General features: G+C 62.2%; 16 protein-coding genes. 7 read left to right on the plus strand and 9 right to left on the minus strand.

All coding sequences use genetic code 11. The features are described from left to right. Window positions 1-386: 386 nt before the first annotated feature. Window positions 387-1,154: a DUF1883 domain-containing protein gene (locus tag BMZ23_RS11830; RefSeq protein ID WP_093477551.1), complete on the minus strand. Its 768-nt coding sequence runs from the start codon at window positions 1,152-1,154 to the stop codon at window positions 387-389. 107 nt (window positions 1,155-1,261) lie between these two features. Then, a complete protein-coding gene (locus tag BMZ23_RS11835) occupies window positions 1,262-1,621 on the minus strand; it encodes a hypothetical protein (protein ID WP_093477553.1) in 360 nt (119 codons plus the stop codon). 543 nt (window positions 1,622-2,164) lie between these two features. Between BMZ23_RS11835 and BMZ23_RS11840 the strand changes: the two genes are divergently transcribed. The 4 genes from BMZ23_RS11840 to modC all read left to right on the plus strand — a co-directional run bounded on the left by BMZ23_RS11840 (window position 2,165) and on the right by modC (window position 5,701). Beyond that, complete coding sequence (locus BMZ23_RS11840; protein ID WP_093477556.1) at window positions 2,165-3,073, plus strand: mechanosensitive ion channel family protein; 909 nt, start codon at window positions 2,165-2,167, stop codon at window positions 3,071-3,073. A 92-nt stretch (window positions 3,074-3,165) separates the two neighbouring features. Continuing rightward, window positions 3,166-3,939 carry a molybdate ABC transporter substrate-binding protein gene (gene modA / locus BMZ23_RS11845; protein ID WP_093477559.1) on the plus strand — a complete coding sequence of 258 codons (774 nt, stop codon included), beginning with the start codon at window positions 3,166-3,168 and terminating at the stop codon, window positions 3,937-3,939. Continuing rightward, window positions 3,939-4,631, plus strand: a complete 693-nt coding sequence (modB, locus tag BMZ23_RS11850; RefSeq protein WP_093477562.1) for a molybdate ABC transporter permease subunit — start codon at window positions 3,939-3,941, stop codon at window positions 4,629-4,631. The genes modA and modB overlap by 1 nt, the downstream gene beginning before the upstream one ends. Beyond that, complete coding sequence (gene modC / locus BMZ23_RS11855) at window positions 4,628-5,701, plus strand: molybdenum ABC transporter ATP-binding protein (protein WP_093477566.1); 1,074 nt, start codon at window positions 4,628-4,630, stop codon at window positions 5,699-5,701. The genes modB and modC overlap by 4 nt, the downstream gene beginning before the upstream one ends. On the opposite strand, the gene BMZ23_RS11860 is transcribed toward modC, so the two are convergent. From BMZ23_RS11860 to BMZ23_RS11880, 5 genes are all read right to left on the minus strand, one after another. Further along, a complete protein-coding gene (locus BMZ23_RS11860; RefSeq protein ID WP_093477567.1) occupies window positions 5,676-6,293 on the minus strand; it encodes a GNAT family N-acetyltransferase in 618 nt (205 codons plus the stop codon). The two genes, modC and BMZ23_RS11860, sit on opposite strands and share 26 nt — an antisense overlap. A gap of 100 nt (window positions 6,294-6,393) precedes the next feature. Next, window positions 6,394-7,392, minus strand: a complete 999-nt coding sequence (locus tag BMZ23_RS11865; RefSeq protein ID WP_245748215.1) for a Fic family protein — start codon at window positions 7,390-7,392, stop codon at window positions 6,394-6,396. Beyond that, a complete protein-coding gene (locus BMZ23_RS11870) occupies window positions 7,393-8,391 on the minus strand; it encodes a virulence RhuM family protein/type II toxin-antitoxin system death-on-curing family toxin (protein ID WP_093477568.1) in 999 nt (332 codons plus the stop codon). Window positions 8,392-8,543: 152 nt separating this feature from the next. Beyond that, the gene (locus BMZ23_RS11875) at window positions 8,544-8,927 is read right to left on the minus strand and encodes a winged helix-turn-helix transcriptional regulator (protein ID WP_245748217.1); all 384 of its coding nucleotides are present in this window, start codon (window positions 8,925-8,927) and stop codon (window positions 8,544-8,546) included. A 227-nt stretch (window positions 8,928-9,154) separates the two neighbouring features. Continuing rightward, window positions 9,155-10,348: an acyltransferase family protein gene (locus BMZ23_RS11880; RefSeq protein WP_093477570.1), complete on the minus strand. Its 1,194-nt coding sequence runs from the start codon at window positions 10,346-10,348 to the stop codon at window positions 9,155-9,157. Window positions 10,349-10,574: 226 nt separating this feature from the next. On the opposite strand from BMZ23_RS11880, the gene BMZ23_RS11885 reads away from it, so the two are divergent. Continuing rightward, a complete protein-coding gene (locus BMZ23_RS11885) occupies window positions 10,575-12,032 on the plus strand; it encodes a protein adenylyltransferase SelO (RefSeq protein WP_093477571.1) in 1,458 nt (485 codons plus the stop codon). A 3-nt stretch (window positions 12,033-12,035) separates the two neighbouring features. Here BMZ23_RS11885 and BMZ23_RS11890 read toward each other — a convergent pair whose 3' ends face one another. Then, window positions 12,036-13,784, minus strand: coding sequence for a thiamine pyrophosphate-binding protein (locus tag BMZ23_RS11890; RefSeq protein WP_093477572.1), 1,749 nt, complete (start codon window positions 13,782-13,784; stop codon window positions 12,036-12,038). Then, window positions 13,781-15,427 (minus strand): FAD-dependent oxidoreductase, encoded by a 1,647-nt coding sequence (locus BMZ23_RS11895; protein ID WP_093477573.1) that lies wholly within the window; start codon window positions 15,425-15,427, stop codon window positions 13,781-13,783. Before BMZ23_RS11895 ends, BMZ23_RS11890 begins: the two co-directional genes overlap by 4 nt. Window positions 15,428-15,500: 73 nt before the next feature. On the opposite strand from BMZ23_RS11895, the gene BMZ23_RS11900 reads away from it, so the two are divergent. Both BMZ23_RS11900 and BMZ23_RS11905 read left to right on the plus strand, forming a co-directional pair. After that, entirely contained in the window at window positions 15,501-16,193 is a 693-nt protein-coding gene (locus BMZ23_RS11900) for a Crp/Fnr family transcriptional regulator (protein ID WP_093477574.1), read from the plus strand. 112 nt (window positions 16,194-16,305) lie between these two features. Then, the gene (locus BMZ23_RS11905) at window positions 16,306-17,655 is read left to right on the plus strand and encodes a TrpB-like pyridoxal phosphate-dependent enzyme (RefSeq protein ID WP_093477771.1); all 1,350 of its coding nucleotides are present in this window, start codon (window positions 16,306-16,308) and stop codon (window positions 17,653-17,655) included. Window positions 17,656-17,665: the final 10 nt, after the last annotated feature.

Consider the following 17,665-nt stretch of genomic DNA (forward strand, 5'->3'; position numbering starts at 1 on the left):
ACAAGAACGCCAATTGAAACCCAGACAAACGAATACAGAAATGTGGCATATCCGAGCGCATATACCTTTGCTGGATAGATTAGTCGCCATAGCCACATAGCCAATAATAGAGCCGAAAAAAATGACTTGGTCAGTGCGAACTGATATCCGTTTCTATGTAAGAAAAAATAATGGACAAATGAAATATTTTCCATTAGTGCATATGCTTTTGGTTTTTGATAGTACTTTATGATCAATCCGATATCTGAGATTAATATCATTGTGACGACGATTACTGCTAACAGCGGAAATATCCTTTTCAACTACTTTCTCCAGGAATGCATAACGCCCTTGCTCACCGGAAAATTGCGAGCGCAGCGAGTAATTTTTCCGAGTGCAGCAATTTGTTATGCCCTCGACCTTATAAGCTCAGCGATTTCAGCCGCAATTTCATTGATAGTATGAGTAGCGGTGCTCCTAGCGACTTTATCAGCCAGAGACGGACTATAATCAACGACTTGCTGCTTTGTAATGTTATGCCAAATTGGCAGTAGAACCTGCTCGCCGGAGACGGTGCGCGTAACGATTCCGTCAAGTTCGTAATTGGTCCAGCCCTTTGAAATAAACGAAGGGGAAAGAACTACCAGCCCAACGCGACTATTAGCTAAGCCTTTGTCTATTTTTTGCCTTAGGCTATCTCCAATCCTAAGCGTCATTTCGTCGTACCAAACGTTCAGGCCTTCATTTATCAATGCGTTGGCAAGTGGCCTAACAAATTCATCTTTATCTTCTGACGCATGAGAGATAAATACATCATGCGTCTCTCCACCAGTTTCTGTAGGAGGCGGAACATTGTCCCGCAGCAAACTCGGTACTTCAGAAAGCGGGCGTTCCTGGATTTCAGGCAAGGCCCCGGGCACAACACGAACAGAGGCATTTGTACTGCCGCGCAATCCTTGCATATCAACAGCAACATACCAGTGGCCAGAATTCGGAACTGCTATTCGTATTGGTGATTTCGTCGCTAAACCACCATAGAACCTATGTTTCCGTCCGTTCTTATAGCTGCTGAAATTAGAGCTATCCATCAGCCGAACATTCGCGCCACTAGACAAAGTTACCTCAACCACCTCGCCTCTCTTGAGATTGCCAAGATCATACTTTAAGAAATTCAATGTCGACTCCTTTTAGGCATAACGCCGCCAACACGCGCGGCTTTGCAGTGAAGGCGAAGCCGTAACGAAAAAGCCGTCGCCGTGCTTGGCTTTGTTAGCGACAGATCCTAGTCGTCAACATCTTCACCCCTATACAATTTGTCTTCCCTTATTTCTTCAAGGTCGTCTTCAGATAGTTGCCGTTCGGAAAGGGGAATAATTATATCCGCCTGCTCAATCACAGCTTCTATCGCGGACTCAAATTTCGGCTTATCAGCTTCACTTAACGGAGTGTTGAGAAAGTCAGCAGGAAGGTCACCCTTTAATCCCAGATGATCATCGTGGAGTGCAAAAACCTTATCGGTATTTCCCAAGTCTACCAAGGCATCGACAAGGTCTTCGACGGTCTCGTATTCTATGTCTGGATTGAACGGGCCGCCATCTCCCAACGCATGTGCAATATCTTCTAAGCTTTCAAACTTCTTCATAAATCGTCGCTCCCCATCTTGGTTGAATTAGAACTCTACGCTGCTTGGCAATATCGCTAACATTGATATTTTCTAGCACGCAGTACTAACACGCGATCTATCCCCAGCACAGCAACACCAAAAACCTAATAACTTTCAAAAGCCTGTGCCAATCAAACCGCAAACCTCGCATGTTATACCGCGTGCGGTTATAAACCGTGCATGCGATCTAACCAGCGTGGCCGGGCCTGGGTGGGATGCGGGGTTGTGTGGCATCCATGCCTCAGGAGGGCTGCGCGCTGGCAGTTGGTTCGATAGTGCATTTATTTGCTGCCGGTGCCAAGGGTGCGTGGGTGTGGGGGTTGGGTTTACTGGGCTCCCGCCTTCGCGGGAGTGACGATGAAAATCGCGGGAGCGGCATTGAGCATCGCGGGAGTGGCATTGAGCATCGCAGGAGTGACGTTGAGGCTTGCGGCTGTGACATTGAAGACTGCTGGCATGACCTGCCGGGGTTCGGGCACTATCCTGCGTTATGCTTCCTTCTTTATCTGCCGGTGATTGTTTATGGATAACCTGCTCGACAACCTGACTGAAAGCGTGTTCCTCGGCAAGCTGATCAGCAGCGTGCTGCTGGTGATTGCGCTGACCATTGTCTGGCGGCTGGCAGCGGCGAGCATTCGCCGGGTCAGTTGGTCGACCCATGAGTCGCAGCGGCGCTGGCTGGTGATGGCGCGCAATGTAGCGGTGATTACCGGGGTGTTTTTGCTGGTGGTGGTGTGGGCCGACCAGTTGCGCACCCTGGCGTTGTCGGTGGTGGCCTTTGCCGCAGCGATCATCCTGTCGACCAAGGAGCTGTTGATGTGCTTTACCGGCGGGGTGTTGCGCTCCAGTGCCGGGATGTTCCATCTGGGTGACCGTATAGAGGTAAAGAAGCTGCGCGGCGATGTGATCGACCTGACCGTGCTGACCACGACCATTCTGGAAATTGGCCCGGAGCAGCTGTCGCACCAGCAGACCGGGCGGGCGGTGGTGTTGCCGAATTCGATCTTTCTCAGTGAGGCGGTGATCAACGAGAGCTTTACCGAGGACTATGTGCTGCACACCACGGTGCTGCCGCTGGCGCGCAAGGATGACTGGGCGCGTGCCGAGCGGCATCTGCTACAGGCTGCCAATGAGGTCTGTGAGGAGTTTATCGAGGCGGCGCGCAAGCATCTGGTTCGTCTGGGCCGGCGCCAGGGGCTGGATGTGCCTTCGGTGGAGCCACGGGTGACGCTGCTGTTTCCCAAGCCCGATGAAATTGATCTGCTGGTGCGGTTCCCGGTGCCGGCGCGCCGGAAGGGCCGTATTGAGCAGGCGTTGTTGCGGCGCTATCTGGCGCTGGAGGATGCAGCATCGGTGCAGCCGGACGCTGACATTAGCCAGGCAGCCGGGCTGCAGGCCGAGGCGACACCGAGTGACAGCCCGCTATCATAATGACTGGCAATTGCACTGCCCTGCGTAAGGCCCTAAGCTGCGTCTTACCCGCCACCACCTGGTACCTTTCAACCCGGCTCCGAGGAGCGCCGATGTCACTGCTCAAATACCTTGCCCGCGCCACCCTGCTGCTGACCCTGCTGCTGTCCAGCGGCCCCTTGCTGGCCCAGTCGCTGCGCATTGCCGCGGCCTCCGACCTGCGCTTTGCCCTCGACGAGATTGTCGCGCTCTGGCAGCAACAGCAGCCGGATACCCAGGTGCAGGTGATCTACGGCTCGTCCGGCAAGCTGACCACGCAGATCATCAACGGCGCGCCCTTCGACCTGCTGTTCGCCGCCGATATCGCTTTTGCCGAGCAGTTGCATGAGCGCGGCCTGACCAGCAGTGAACCGCAGGTACATGCCCTGGGCCGGATTGTGCTGTGGAGCAATACGCTGGATGCCGGGCAACTGAGCCTGGCGCAGCTGAGCGACCCGGCGATCCGGCGCATCGCCATTGCCCAGCCGGCACATGCCCCCTACGGGCTGCGTGCCCAGCAGGCGCTGCAGGCTGCCGGGGTCTGGGAGGCGGTTGAGCCGAAACTGGTGTTTGCCGAGAACATCGCCCACGCGGCGCAGATGGCCCAGTCCGGTGCGGCGCAGGTCGGCATCATCGCGATGTCGCTGGCGATGGCGCCGGGGCTGGCCGAGCATCCTTACCTGTTGATCGATGATGCCCTGCACAGCCCGCTGCTGCAGGGCTATGTGATTACCCGGCGCGCTGCCGACAAGCCGCAGGCGCAGGCCTTTGTGGCGTTTATCGAGAGCCCCGAGGTGCACGCGATCATGCGCCGCTACGGTTTTTTGCTGCCGGGTGAGCAACCCTGATGGATCTTCTTGGACTCGGCCCGGCGGACTGGCAGGCGATTGAGCTGACCCTCAAACTGTGCCTGTACACCACGCTGATCCTGTTGCTGCTGGCCACCCCGCTGGCCTGGTGGCTGGCGCATGGCCGCTCGCGCCTGCGCGGCGTGGTGCAGGCGCTGGTGGCTCTGCCGCTGGTGTTGCCGCCGACGGTGCTGGGCTTTTACCTGCTGGTGACGCTGGGCCCGCACGGCTGGGTCGGTGGCACCCTGGAGCGCTTCGGCCTGCCGCACCTGGCCTTCACCTTCGAGGGCATTCTGCTGGCCTCGGTGATCTATTCCATGCCGTTTGCCGTGCAGCCCCTGTGCGAGGCGTTCAGCTCGCTCGGGCGGCGCCCGCTGGAGGTGGCCAGCAGTCTCGGCGCCAGCGGGTTCGACCGCTTTGTCAGCGTGGTGCTGCCATTGAGCAAGGGCGGCTTTGTGATTGCCGCCACCCTGACCTTCGCCCATACGTTGGGTGAATTCGGGGTGATTTTGATGCTCGGCGGCAGCATTCCCGGTGAAACCAAGGTGCTCTCGGTACTGATCTACGACCATGCCGAGGCGATGAACCATGCCGCGGCCCATCGCCTGTCGCTGCTGTTGCTGCTGTTTGCCTTTGTCACGCTGTTTCTGGTCTACGGCATCAGCCGGCGCTTTCAGGTGGTGCGCCCATGAACCTGCGGATCAGCGCCGAGCTGCAACTGGCCGATGAATTTCGCCTGCAGGTCGATACCGAACTGCCGCTGCAGGGCGTGACCGCGCTGTTCGGCCGATCCGGCTGCGGCAAGACCACCTTGCTGCGGATTGTTGCCGGGCTGGAGCGGGTGCGCGGCGCGCGGGTGCAGTTTGCCGGGCAGTGCTGGCAGGATGGCCGGCAGTTTGTGCCGCTGCATCGCCGGCGCATCGGTCTGGTGTTTCAGGAACCCAGCCTGTTGCCGCACCTGTCGGCCCGCGACAACCTGCTGTACGGCTACCGGCGCACCCCCGAGGCACTGCGCCGGCTGCACCCGGATCAGGTGTGCGCGCTGCTGGGGATTGAGGATCTGCTGCAGCGGCGCATCGACCAGCTGTCCGGCGGCCAGCGCCAGCGCTTTGCCCTTGGCCGGGCACTGCTGACCAGCCCGCAGTTGCTGCTGCTGGACGAGCCACTGTCGGCACTGGATAGCCAGACCAAGCGCGAGATCATGCCGTTCCTGTCGCGGCTGGCGACGGAGGCCGGCGTGCCCATGCTGCTGGTCACCCATGCCCCGGAAGAGGTGCAGCGGTTGGCGGATCGCGTGGTCTTCATGCAGGACGGGCGCATCCAGTGCATCGAGTCGCTGCAACAGGCACTGGCCCGCCCGGATTCGCCGCTGTTCGCCGATCAGGGCGCCGCCAGCATCCTGCTCGGCGAACTGGGCGAGCCGCAGGCTGACGGCCTGCGCGCCTTCGGCCCGGCCGCATCGCGACTGTGGCTGAGCAGCCGTCAGCCATCCCGGCCCGGTCAGCTGCAACGCCTGCATATTCGCGCCCAGGATGTCAGCCTGGCCCTCGACGACCCGCAACGCATCAGCATCCAGAACCACCTGCCGGTACGCATCGAACGCATCGACCCGATCCGCCCGTCACAGCAGCTGGTGTCCTGCCGCACCGCCGACGGCCAGCTGCTGCTGGCCGAAGTCACCCGCCGCGCCGTCGAGCAACTGCAACTGGCGCCGGGGCTGGCGGTCTTTGCGCTGATCAAGTCGGTGGCGTTGCTGGAGTAGTGTGCTGCAGGCGGGATTGCAGTCCGGCCCGTACACCCGGCCAGTCCAGATCGGTAATGCTGTAGTACACCGAGTCGCGCACATGGCCATCCTGGGCCAGCATGTGCCGGCGAAATACCCCTTCACGCCGGGCACCCAGACGCTCGATGGCCCGCTGTGATCGCAGGTTGCGCAGGTCGGTCTTCAGCTCGACACGCAGGGCGTCAAGTGCGTCGAAGGCATGACTGAGCAACAGGTACTTGGCCTCGGTATTCACCGCCGTGCGCTGATAATCCCGGCCCAGCCAGCTGTAACCAATTTCCAGTCCGCGATCACGCTCACGAATATTCATGAAGCGCGTGCTGCCCATCGGCCGCCCGCTTGCCGGGTGCACCAGCACAAAGGGGCACTGCGCCCCGCGTTCGGCCAGCTGCAGTGACTGCTCCACCCACTGCCGTGCATCGGCTGCTGCGCAAAGGCCAGGCACCGGCAGGTAGGCCCAGTCCTCGCGCTGCTGGCCGATGGCAAACAGACCCTCGACATGCGCCAGCGACAGCGGCTCCAGCCGCACATGCTCACCCGCCAGCGTGACTGGCTCTACCTTGAATCCCATTCAAAACTCCCTTTAAGACTGCTTCACTGCAGCAGCAGATAGATACCCACAACCACCAGCACACCTGGGACAACCGTATCAGCAAAAGGCTGGTGATCCGTCAAAGATGAACCTCCCAATGGCCGGTTTTATCCGAACCGATTCGCGTTATTTTTCCAGCTTGTTGCAGTTTGGCCAGCGCACGGGCAATGGTACGCAGGTCTTTGCCGATGGCATCGGCCAGTTGCTGGCGCGTTAATTCAGGATTTTCGGTCAGCAAGGCCACAATGGCGTCCGGGGTTTTCAACCCGCTCACGTCCACCTGCCAATTTACAGGGGCATTTGCAGAGGCGATTACAGGGGCGTTTTGTGCCAGCGTTTGCGCAATCACCGACAACATAAAGTGGATAAAAGGCGTGCTATCAGCCTGCCGATCCGCCTGCTCAAGGGCCTGGTAGTACTGCTGCTGGTGTTCCTTGATCACACTTTCCAGCGGCAGCGACAAAAACAGCGGGTGCCAGCACGACAGGATCAGGGTTTGCCACAGTCGGCCCATGCGGCCGTTGCCATCACTGAAGGGGTGAATAAACTCGAATTCGTAGTGAAACACGCTGCTGGTAATCAGCGGGTGGTCGTTGGCCTGTTGCAGCCACCCCGCCAAATCCGCCATCAAGCCCGCTACCTGATGCGCGGGTGGCGCCACATGCTGCATCACCCCGGCTTTATGAATACCTACCCCTTTATTGCGAAACGCGCCGGCATCCAGCAGCACCTCGCTCATCATCCAGGCATGGGCAGCGAGCAGGTCATCAAGATTGGCTGGCTGAAACCGGGGCAGCGCATCATAGGCGACAATGGCGCCTTTCACCTCGGCCAGTTCGCACACGCTGCCCAGCACCGGCTTGCCCTCCACAATGGCGGTGATTTGTTCTTCCGTCAGGGTATTGCCTTCAATGGCCAGCGTGCCGGTAATGGTTTTGATGCGGTTTTGCTTGCGTAACTGCGGTGAGGCATTTAACAAACTGGCATCCAGCCGCCCCACCTGCTGGCTGATATCGGCCGCCAGATTGAGGATATCGGAGGTGAGGGTAAAAGGGGGCTTGTCTCGTATCGGGCTCACTCAGCTATCCGCCTTCAGCAGGATAAAGTGCTCGACCAGCCGGATCATCAGCGCCTTCTGGTCGGGTTGGCTTTCGGCCACCAGCAGTGCCAGTGCCACCAGAGTATTGTCATTGATCAGCTGTTCCACCGGCCTGGCCAACAGGTGTTGGTTGATGCGCAAATACCACAAAAACAGGAACGACCCGCTGCGCTTGTTGCCATCTGCCAGCGGGTGATTCTTGATAACGAAATACAGCAGATGGGCCGCCCGGCTGGCCACGTTGGGATAAAACAGCTCGTCACCAAAGCCCTGCTCGATGGTGGCCAGCGCCGAGGCCAGACCGTCACCGCGCAGTTGCCCGAACAGTTCTGTGGCCTCGCCCTTGGTGATCAGTGTCTTTTTCAGCGCGGCTATTGCGGTCAGCGACTCATCCAGCCCCAGCGCCCGCATGCTGGCCTGCTTGTTGGGTAGCGCACCGAGGCTCTGCTCGTCATAACCCTGCAAAAGGCTCCAGCTACGGGCATAGTCGCTGATCACCGACAGCACCGCCTCGCCCTCGGGGTTGACCAGCTGCTGGTTGGCCAGGGTGCGCGACAACAGGCGCACGGCCTGCTCGAACTCGATGCCTCGTTCCTGCAGACGGCGCCGGTTGACGGTATAGCCCTGCACCAGATGCTGCTTCAGGGTTCGGGTGGCCCAGATGCGGAACTGGGTGGCGCGGGCCGAATTGACCCGGTAGCCGACCGAGATGACGGCATCGAGGTTATAGAACTTACGTTTGCGCCTGACTTCCCTGCCGCCCTCCGCCTGAACCTGTAAGAAATCCTTACAGGTTGCCGCCTCCTCTAACTCCCCGTCAGCAAAGACATTTTTCAGGTGCATGGTGATGTTTTGCGGCTTGACCTGAAACAGTTCGGCCATCTGGGCCTGGGTCAGCCACAGGCTTTCCTGCTCCAGCCGGAGCTCCAGCTGCACCTGGCCATCTTCAGACTGGTAGATCTCGATGCTATTGCTCATGACAACCTCCTTGTTGCAGGGTGCGGTTGTAAACCCGGCATTGCGGGCAGGTATAGGGCTTCTGCCTTCCCATCTCTTTTTGTAGGCTGCCAGCAAGGTACTGTGTCAGCGCCCGTACTCACAATGCAAGGGTGCGAATGGCTTGCGATCCGTCACAGGTGAACCTCCCAATGGCCGGTTTTATCCGAACCGATTCGCGTTATTTTTCCGGCTTGTTGCAGTTTGGCCAGCGCACGGGCAATGGTACGCAGGTCTTTGCCGATGGCATCGGCCAGTTGCTGGCGCGTTAATTCAGGATTTTCGGTCAGCAAGGCCACAATGGCGTCCGGGGTTTTCAACCCGCTCACGTCCACCTGCCAATTTACAGGGGCATTTGCAGAGGCGATTACAGGGGCGTTTTGTGCCAGCGTTTGCGCAATCACCGACAACATAAAGTGGATAAAAGGCGTGCTATCAGCCTGCCGATCCGCCTGCTCAAGGGCCTGGTAGTACTGCTGCTGGTGTTCCTTGATCACACTTTCCAGCGGCAGCGACAAAAACAGCGGGTGCCAGATTCAGAATCTCGGCGGTAATGGTGAAGGGCGGTTTGTAGCTCATATCAGGTGACGGCCCTGTGCTTGGGTGCCAGCACACCAAAGCGGGTGTCTTTAATCACCGGGGTTTGGCTGCTGGTCATGCGGTTATTCCTGTGTAGATGCGGTGCAAGTACCTGACTGGGCATTGTAGCGGCAAAGGCGACAGTGGGCGGATTTCTGCCGGCTGTTCAGCCCGCCGACAGATGCCCCGCCTTACCTGCCGGCGCTATGCGCTTGCCATTCAGCAACTGGCCAATCCGGGTATTGCGTACCAGCAGCTGATAGCTGGCCAGCCCGACCAGCGTGGTGGCGATGATATTCAGCAGTATCTTCAGCTCGGCCGGCAACGGCGCCCCGTAGAGCAAGGCACCAAAGCCAATGGTGCCGAGCATGTGTACCAGATAGACCCAGTAGGAGCTGTCGGCGAGGTAGCGCAGCACGGCATGCTGGCGATTCAGGTAGCGCAGCGCCAGGCCGATCAGGGCGAAGCTCCACAGCCAGGTGGTGGCGTTGTAGCTGAAGGCGGTCAGCAGCTGCAGGGCAAAGCCGGAGGCGCCCCTGAGCAACTGGTCGAGCAGCAGCAGCGCCAGCAGACAACTCAGCAAGCCGCCCCAGAAGTAATAACCGGCCAACCGCTTGTAGCCAGCCAGCAGCCTCTGCCGTTGCTGATACAGGCAATAGCCGAAGGCGTAGAACAGCCCGTGGTACAGCCATTCGGCCAGCGGCGGGACAAAGGAGCCGTTGACCACCAGCACCGCATGCGGGTACTGCATGCCGATCAATGCCAGCGGCAGGGCCAGCACGGCAAACCCCCAGGGGCGCTCGGCCAGCCAATGGAACAGCCCAGGCGTAAGCGTGCGCAGTGCGGCGGGCAGCCTTGGCGCCAGCCAGAGAAGGGCGAAGGTCAGCAACGCCAGCCCGCTCAGCTGGTAGAGAAACCACATATGCATGGTGGCAATGCGCGGGGCGTCCGGCAGCACCGGCACCAGATCCGGCTGCAGGCCGAAATGACCGAGTTCGGCGCGGTGCACATAGAGCATCACCAGCAACGCGGTGGCGACAAAGATCACCGGCCAGAACAGCACAAAGGGCAGCGCCAGACGGCGCAGTCGATGCCCGAGCATCTGCCGGGCACCGCGCCGCTCGACCAGCAAGGCGACAAAGTAGCCGGCGATGATAAGAAACACCGGCATACGGAAACTGTGAATCACCACCACCAGCAGATCGGCCAGCTGGGTGGTTGCGGCGTCGCGCCAGGGCACGATCTGCGGCCCGGTCATATGGTTGATTGCCGAATGCAGGACAATGCCCAGCCACATCATCAGCGCGCGCAGGTTATCCATTGCGTGTTCACGGTGCTGGATAGCGGAGGGGGCTTGCATCCTGTCTCCCTGACAGACGGCGGGAAAATCGCTGCAAAGCGGCTTTCCGGATTTATCTTGTTGTTGGAATGGCGCCATGCCTGGCAGTGTTTATCCGGTTGGCAGCAGCGCAAATACTGCGCCTTTTGCCGGGTGCTGCCAAGACGGTTTGGCGCGCCGGCACCGGCTGCTGCACAATGCCCCGCAGTGATTCCCGCCTTCTGCCCTGAGCCACCCGGAGCCCGCCATGTGGAACCTCGACAACAGCTACGCACGCCTGCCCGACAGCCTGCATCAGGCCCAGCCACCGGTGCCGGTACCGGCCCCGCGTTTGCTGTTGCTGAATCAGCCGCTGGCCGAGGCGCTGGGTTTGTCCGTTGCCGAGCTGGACAGTGCTGAGGGTGTGGCCGTGCTGGCCGGCAATGCCCTGCCCGCTGGCAGCCAGCCGCTGGCACAGGCCTATGCCGGGCACCAGTTCGGCCATTTCACCCTGCTTGGCGATGGCCGCGCGGTGCTGCTCGGCGAGCAGCTGGCGCAGGACGGCCAGCGCTACGACATTCAGCTGAAGGGTTCGGGGATGACGCCCTTTTCCCGACGCGGGGATGGCCGTTCGGCACTCGGGCCGATGCTGCGCGAGTACATCATCAGCGAGGCGCTGCACGGGCTGGGGATTCCCTGCACGCGCAGTCTGGCGGTGGTGGCCAGCGGCGATACGGTGCTGCGCCCGCTGCCGCAACCCGGCGCGGTACTGACCCGGGTGGCGGCCAGCCATGTGCGGGTCGGCACCTTCGAATATGCCATCCGCCGGGGTGGCGCCGAGCTGGTCAGGGCGCTCGCCGACTGGTGCATCGAGCGCCATTACCCGCACTGCCGCGCGGCCGACAATCCCTGGCTGGCGCTGCTGCAGGCGGTGGTGGCGGGCCAGGCTGCGCTGATTGCGCGCTGGATGCAGGTCGGCTTTATCCACGGGGTGATGAATACCGACAACATGAGCATTGCCGGCGAGAGCATCGACTTCGGCCCCTGTGCCTTTATGGATGCCTTCAACCGTCGTCAGGTGTTCAGTTCGATTGACGAGCAGGGCCGCTACGCCTGGGTCAACCAGCCGGGCATCGGCCAGTGGAACCTGACCCGCCTTGCCGAAGCACTGCTGCCGCTGCTGGATCCGTCGCAGGAAGTCGCCATTGAACTGGCGCAGCAGGCACTGGCCGACTACGCCAGGCTTTACCAGCAACACTGGCTGGATGGCATGGCCGCCAAGCTGGGGCTGTTCGAGGCGCAGCCGGAGGATACCGCGCTGATCGAGGACTGGCTGGATTTGCTGCAGGCGCAGCAGGCCGACTTCACCAACAGTTTCCGCGCCCTTGGCGGCGACCCGGCAGCGCTCGCCGAGTTGCCGCCGCAGCCGCTGTTCGACAGCGCAGAATTCGCTGCCTGGCAGCAGCGCTGGCAGCAGCGGCGCAGCCAGCAGGCGCAGTCACTGGCCGAATCCAGCGCGCTGATGAACCGCCACAACCCGCAACTGATTGCCCGCAACCATCAGGTGGAGCGGGCACTGCAGGCTGCCGAACGCGACGACCTGCAACCGCTGCTGGGGTTGCTGGAGCAGCTGCGCCAGCCCTATGCCAGCCGCCCCGGCTGCGCGCCCTGGTGCCAGCTGCCGCTGCCCCACGAGCAGGTACAGCAAACCTTTTGCGGGACCTGAACCTCAGCCAGTCACCCGCCGCAGCAGCGCCCTGCCGACAAAGCGCAGCTTGGTGCCGGTATCCAGCCGCTTCAGGTTGGTTGCGACTATGCCCTTGGTAAAGCGAGTGCGCTTGGAATAGTCGATGCGCACATCGACCACCACCGGCTGCCCGCCCTCGGCAATCGCCAGCGCCTGCTTCAGTACCGAGTCGATCTGCTGGTCGTTGTCCAGTCGCAGATAGGCACTGCCGGTGGCCTGGGCCACGCCGGCAAAGTCGGGTTTGGGCAGCACAGTGCAGACCTTGCGGTTGTAGGGGATTTCCTGGGCCTGGGAGATCTGTGACAGCTCGCCATCGTTGAACACGCACTGCACCACGCCGAGGCGGTTGCTGCTGGCGGTCAACAGCTCCATGCAGGTCATCAGGAAGGCGCCGTCACCGACAATACCGACCACCTGCTGCTGCGGATGCGCCAGCTTGGCGCCGATGCTGGCCGGCACGCAGTAGCCCATGCAGTTGAAATCGGTGGGTGAAATGAAATGCCGGTTGCGCAGGATCGGCATCAGCTCGGCGGTGAGGAAGGTGTGGTTGCCGTCGTCGGCTACCACTATCGCGTCATCCGCCAGCAGCGCGCGCAGGCCGCTGAAGAAGCGCGCCGGATTGACCCGCTCGAACTTGCCCTTGTGCGCATACCACTCGTCCAGATAGGCCTGCTTGTCGGCGGCGATGCGCGCCTGCAGCTCGCGACTGTCGCGGGGCTCGGCCTGACTGCTGCGCAGCCGATCCAGCAGCGCCGCCAGCAGCTGGCCGGCATCACCCGGCAGACGCACGCTGGCCGGGTAGTTGGCGTCGAACACCGCCGGATTGATATCCAGATGGATCAGTTGCTCGGGCACCGGCAGGCCGAAGCTGCCGGTGGGGATTTCCGAGAAGCGCGTACCGATGGCAAGCAGGCAGTCGCACTCGGCGAAGGCATTCTGCGCCGCCGGGACCGCGTGCGGGCCGAACGAGAAGCCGACCGCCAGCGGGTGGCTGGCGGGGAAGACCGACAGTCCCTGCAGGGTGGTGGCCACCGGCGCGCCGAGGCGCTCGGCCAGCTCGATCAGTTGCGCCTCGCAGTCGCGTGCGCCCCAGCCAGCGAAAATGCCCGGCCGCCTGGCGCTCTGCAACAGCCGCTGGGCCAGCTCCAGCTGGCCGTCGAGCCCGGCCTGGTCCAGCGGCGGCGGGGTCGGCGCGCTGAAGGTCGGCAGCGGTTCGGCAATCTCGGCGGAGAAAATCCCGATATTCATCGGAATCTCGACGAAAACCGGCCCCTGCTCGCCCTCCAGGGCAATCCGCGCCGCCTCGAACAGGGTCGGCACCAGCTCGGCCTGGGATTCAACCTTGAACTGCGCCTTGGTAATCGCCTGCAGCAGCTGCTGCTGGTTGATGTCGTGCAGCTGGTAACGGAACGCCGAGTCGGTACGGATGCCGCCGGACAGCACCAGCATCGGAATGCCGTCCAGATAGGCCTCGCCAATCCCGCTGGCGGCATGCGTGAGGCCGGCCGCCGGCACCACCAGCAGGGTGCCGAGGCTGTCGGTGGTGCGGCTGATGGCATCGGCCATAAAGGCGCCGCCGCCCTCGTGGGTGACCAGCAGCGGGGTGATCTGCTCGCTGCTGTTGAGGGCATCGTACAGCTCGGTGTTGTGCACACCGGGAATGCCGAAGGTATAACGCACACCTATCTGTTCCAGGGCGTATCGCAGCAGCCAGGCGCCGGTCTTTTTCATTGTTGGGGTCCTTGAGGCAGGGTTGGGGAAGAAGCGCTGATGCCGGCCAGCGCCTGACCGGCGATGCGTGCGGTGAGTATGCAGCCGGACAGGAAGGTGCCTTCCAGCGAGCGGATGCCGCTGATGCCGCCACCGCCAAAGCCGCAGGCCTCACCCACCGCATACAGGCCGGGGATCGGCTGGCCGGCGGCGTCCAGCACCCGCGACTGCACGTCGGTCTCGATACCGCCCATGCTCTTGCGTGACAGCAGCATGACGCGGATCGCCACCAGTGGCAGCGCCTTCGGGTCGTTGATCGGCTGGTTCTTCAGCAGCCGCAGGCGGTCGCCGCGCCAGTTGCGCAGCTGGCGCAGGCGGCGCAACTGGGCGTCGTTATGGAAGCGCGGGCCACGCGCAATCATCGCATCATAGGGTTCGACGCTGGCGCGCAGCTGGTCCGCGCTGACCTTGTGATTGCCGACCAGCGCATTCATCTGCTGCGCCAGCGCCTCGTAGCTGTCGGCACTCAGCACATCCGGGCACTGCTCAAGCAGCAGCCTTGCCTGGGCCCGGTTGCCGAACAGCATTTCGCGAATCAGTCGCAGGCTGTCACGCTCGCGGAAGGCGTGGTTGACCTCGGAGCCGGAGATGGCCATTTCCTTGAGCAGGATGCGCCGGTTCAGCAGCAGCCAGCCGTACTGGTCCTCCAGCCGGCCCAGCCGGCCACACAGCTGATGGGTATCAAAACCACTCATCATCGGGTGAGGTCCGACCCGCCGGCCGCGGCAGTCCAGCCACAGCGCCGAGCGCGGCGGTATCAGCGACAGGCCCTGATCGGCAAAGCGAGGCTGCGGATGGCGGATACCGGCGGCGTAGTTCCACATCTGCCCGAGGCGCAGCACCCGACCGCCGAGCTCGGCCACCTGATCGTGCAGATGGCCGTCGGCCTCCGGGTGCGAGCCGTTCAGCAACAGCTGCGGCGGCTCGCCATAGCGGGCCCGGTCCCAGACCTGACGCACCCGCTGAAGATTGCCGTTGATGCCCCCGCTGGCGACCACCACGGCCCGTCCGTGCAGCTCGAACGGCTGGCCATCGGCCTCGCCCTGCACGCCACAGATGCGGTCCTGCTGCTGGAAAAACTGCTCGACCCGGTGACCGAAGCGCAGCTCCAGCAGACCGCGTTGGGGATGCTCCAGCAGCGCCTTGATCAGCGTCTGCGTCAGGTGCCAGCCGGTACCCCAGATCACGTGGTAGCGCGGCAGCGTATTCAGTGCGGTGAACTCGCCACGCTCGACCCACTGCACCGCCGGCACAAAGCCGATGCCATGGCTGCGCAACCACTGGTAGACATCGCTGGTGCTGCGCTGGATGTAGGTGTCGGCCCAGCGCATCGGCCAGTGATCATCCTCGGCAAATTCGGCGGCGCGGTACCAGTCGGCGCGCAGCAGCTCGGCGCTGTCGGCAATGCCGTTGCGCCGCTGCAGGTCGGTACCGGCAAACAGCATGCCGCCAAACGCTTCGTTGGCCAGCCCGCCAAAGCGCTCACGCGTGCCGCGCTCGAGCAGGGTCACCGGCTGGCCGTGCTCAAGCAGCTCCAGCGCGGTGACAATCCCGGCAATCCCGCCACCGACCACGATCACCCGGTTGTTCTGGGCGTCCTGCATAGCTCACCCTCCTGTTGTTTTGCCGCTATGATGGCGGTCCATTCACTGCCTGTCTGTCAGCCAGCCGACACCCATGCCCGATTCGATCAGCCAATGGCTGCCCCTGCTGAACAATAGCCTGTGGTTCCGCCATCTGCCGCCGGCGCTGCAGCAATCACTGCTGCAGGCGGCACAACTGCGCCAGTTACAGTCGAACCAGTTGCTGTTTCCGCGTGGTGAGCAATCCGCCGATCTGTTTGCCGTGCTGCAGGGCGCGCTGTGCGTCGGCACCCTGGATGCCGAGGGCCGCGAGGTGCTGCTGACGGTGGCCGAGCCGGTCACCTGGTTTGGCGAGATCGCGCTGTTCGATGCCCAGCCGCGCACCCACGATGTGCGCGCCGCCGGCCCGACCACCCTGCTGTGCATTCCGCAGGCGGCCTTGCAGCAGTTGCTCGCCGAACAACCGCACTGGTGGCGCGAGTTTGCCCTGCTGCTGTGCCACAAACTGCGCCTGGCGTTCAACAATGCCGAGGATCTCAGTCTGCTTCCGGCGGGACCAAGACTGGCCCGGCGATTGTTACTGATTGCCCGTGGCTACGGCGATGCCCGCACCACCCAGCAGCAGATCCGCCTGACCCAGGAGCGTCTGGCGCAGATGCTGTCGCTGAGCCGCCAGACCACCAACCAGCTACTGCGCGAACTGGAGCAGCAGGGCGTGCTGCGATTGCAGCCGGGCTGTATCGAGATTGTTGATCTGCCGGCACTGGAACAGGCCGCCAGCCACTGAAAGCTGATCCCGGACAAATGTTTCAGCGCCAAAATGGTGCAGAATGCTGGCACAGGGCGCGCTGCCACCCGGTAGCGCCCAGTCATCCATAGTCATTGCACCGGAGACCACTGTGACCGACACCAAGATCCTGCTCGACGAATCCGAGATTCCCACCCACTGGTACAACGTGGTGGCCGACATGCCCAACCCGCCGGCGCCCTATCTGGGGCCGGACGGCCAGTTGCTGACGCCGGATGCGATGCAGGCGATTTTCCCGCCAGCGATCATCGAGCAGGAAATGAGCAGCCAGCGCTGGATCGAGATCCCCAACGAGGTGCGCGAGATTCTGCGTCTCTGGCGCCCGGCTCCGCTGTATCGTGCACACCGGCTGGAACAGGCACTGGGCACGCCGGCAAAGATCTACTTCAAGTACGAAGGCGTCAGCCCGGCCGGCTCGCACAAGGTCAATTCGGCGGTGGCACAGGCCTGGTACAACCGCGAGGCCGGCATCAAACGACTGACCACCGAGACCGGCGCCGGCCAGTGGGGCTCGTCGCTGTCGCTGGCCGGCAGCATGTTCGGCCTGCAGGTGCGTATCTACATGGTCAAGGTCAGCCACGGCCAGAAGCCGTTCCGCCGCTCGATGATGCAGACCTGGGGCGGCGAGGTGATCCCCAGCCCGTCGATGCATACCGAGGCCGGTCGCCGGGTGCTGGCCGCCGACCCGGACAACCAGGGTTCGCTGGGTACCGCGATCTCCGAAGCGGTGGAAGAAGCCGCCTCGCGCAGCGACACCAACTATGCGCTGGGTTCGGTGCTCAACCACGTACTGCTGCACCAGACGGTGATCGGCCTGGAGGCGAAGAAGCAGCTGGAGAAGGTTGGGGACTACCCGGATGTGATCTTTGCGCCCTGTGGCGGCGGCTCGAACGTCGGCGGCATGATGTTCCCGTTCCTCGCCGACAAGGCCGCCGGTCGCGATATCCGGCTGGTGGCGGTGGAGCCGGACTCCTGCCCGACCCTGACCCGTGGCCACTATGCCTACGACTTCGGCGATGTCGCAGGCCTCACACCGATGATGAAGATGTACACCCTCGGCCACGATTTCATGCCGCCCGGCATCCATGCCGGCGGACTGCGCTACCACGGCGATTCGGCGCTGGTTTCGCAGCTTTACCATGAGGGCATTCTGGAGGCGGTGGCCGTACCGCAGCTGGGCACCTTCGAATCCGGCGTACTGTTCTCCAAGACCATGGGCATCATTCCCGCACCGGAGTCCAACCACGCGGTACATGCGGCCATCCAGGAGGCGCTGCGCTGCAAGGAAAGTGGCGAGGCGAAGACCATCCTGTTCACCCTGTCCGGGCACGGCCACTTCGACATGGCCTCCTACGACAAGTACCTGGCCGGTGAGCTGCAAAACTACAGCTACCCGGACGAGGCAATCCGCGCCGCGCTGGCTACGCTGCCCAAGGTGTAACCCCTGGGCC

This window comes from Halopseudomonas yangmingensis, assembly GCF_900114825.1.
GTDB lineage: Bacteria > Pseudomonadota > Gammaproteobacteria > Pseudomonadales > Pseudomonadaceae > Halopseudomonas > Halopseudomonas yangmingensis.

What these genes read in the sequence shown, in the direction of transcription:
- BMZ23_RS11835 (WP_093477553.1), bottom strand. Translation starts at nt 1,621, where the DNA reads ATGAAGAAGTTTGAAAGCTTAGAAGATATTGCACATGCGTTGGGAGAT.
- BMZ23_RS11840 (WP_093477556.1), top strand. Translation starts at nt 2,165, where the DNA reads ATGGATAACCTGCTCGACAACCTGACTGAAAGCGTGTTCCTCGGCAAG.
- modA (WP_093477559.1), top strand. Translation starts at nt 3,166, where the DNA reads ATGTCACTGCTCAAATACCTTGCCCGCGCCACCCTGCTGCTGACCCTG.
- modB (WP_093477562.1), top strand. Translation starts at nt 3,939, where the DNA reads ATGGATCTTCTTGGACTCGGCCCGGCGGACTGGCAGGCGATTGAGCTG.
- modC (WP_093477566.1), top strand. Translation starts at nt 4,628, where the DNA reads ATGAACCTGCGGATCAGCGCCGAGCTGCAACTGGCCGATGAATTTCGC.
- BMZ23_RS11860 (WP_093477567.1), bottom strand. Translation starts at nt 6,293, where the DNA reads ATGGGATTCAAGGTAGAGCCAGTCACGCTGGCGGGTGAGCATGTGCGG.
- BMZ23_RS11870 (WP_093477568.1), bottom strand. Translation starts at nt 8,391, where the DNA reads ATGAGCAATAGCATCGAGATCTACCAGTCTGAAGATGGCCAGGTGCAG.
- BMZ23_RS11880 (WP_093477570.1), bottom strand. Translation starts at nt 10,348, where the DNA reads ATGCAAGCCCCCTCCGCTATCCAGCACCGTGAACACGCAATGGATAAC.
- BMZ23_RS11885 (WP_093477571.1), top strand. Translation starts at nt 10,575, where the DNA reads ATGTGGAACCTCGACAACAGCTACGCACGCCTGCCCGACAGCCTGCAT.
- BMZ23_RS11890 (WP_093477572.1), bottom strand. Translation starts at nt 13,784, where the DNA reads ATGAAAAAGACCGGCGCCTGGCTGCTGCGATACGCCCTGGAACAGATA.
- BMZ23_RS11895 (WP_093477573.1), bottom strand. Translation starts at nt 15,427, where the DNA reads ATGCAGGACGCCCAGAACAACCGGGTGATCGTGGTCGGTGGCGGGATT.
- BMZ23_RS11900 (WP_093477574.1), top strand. Translation starts at nt 15,501, where the DNA reads ATGCCCGATTCGATCAGCCAATGGCTGCCCCTGCTGAACAATAGCCTG.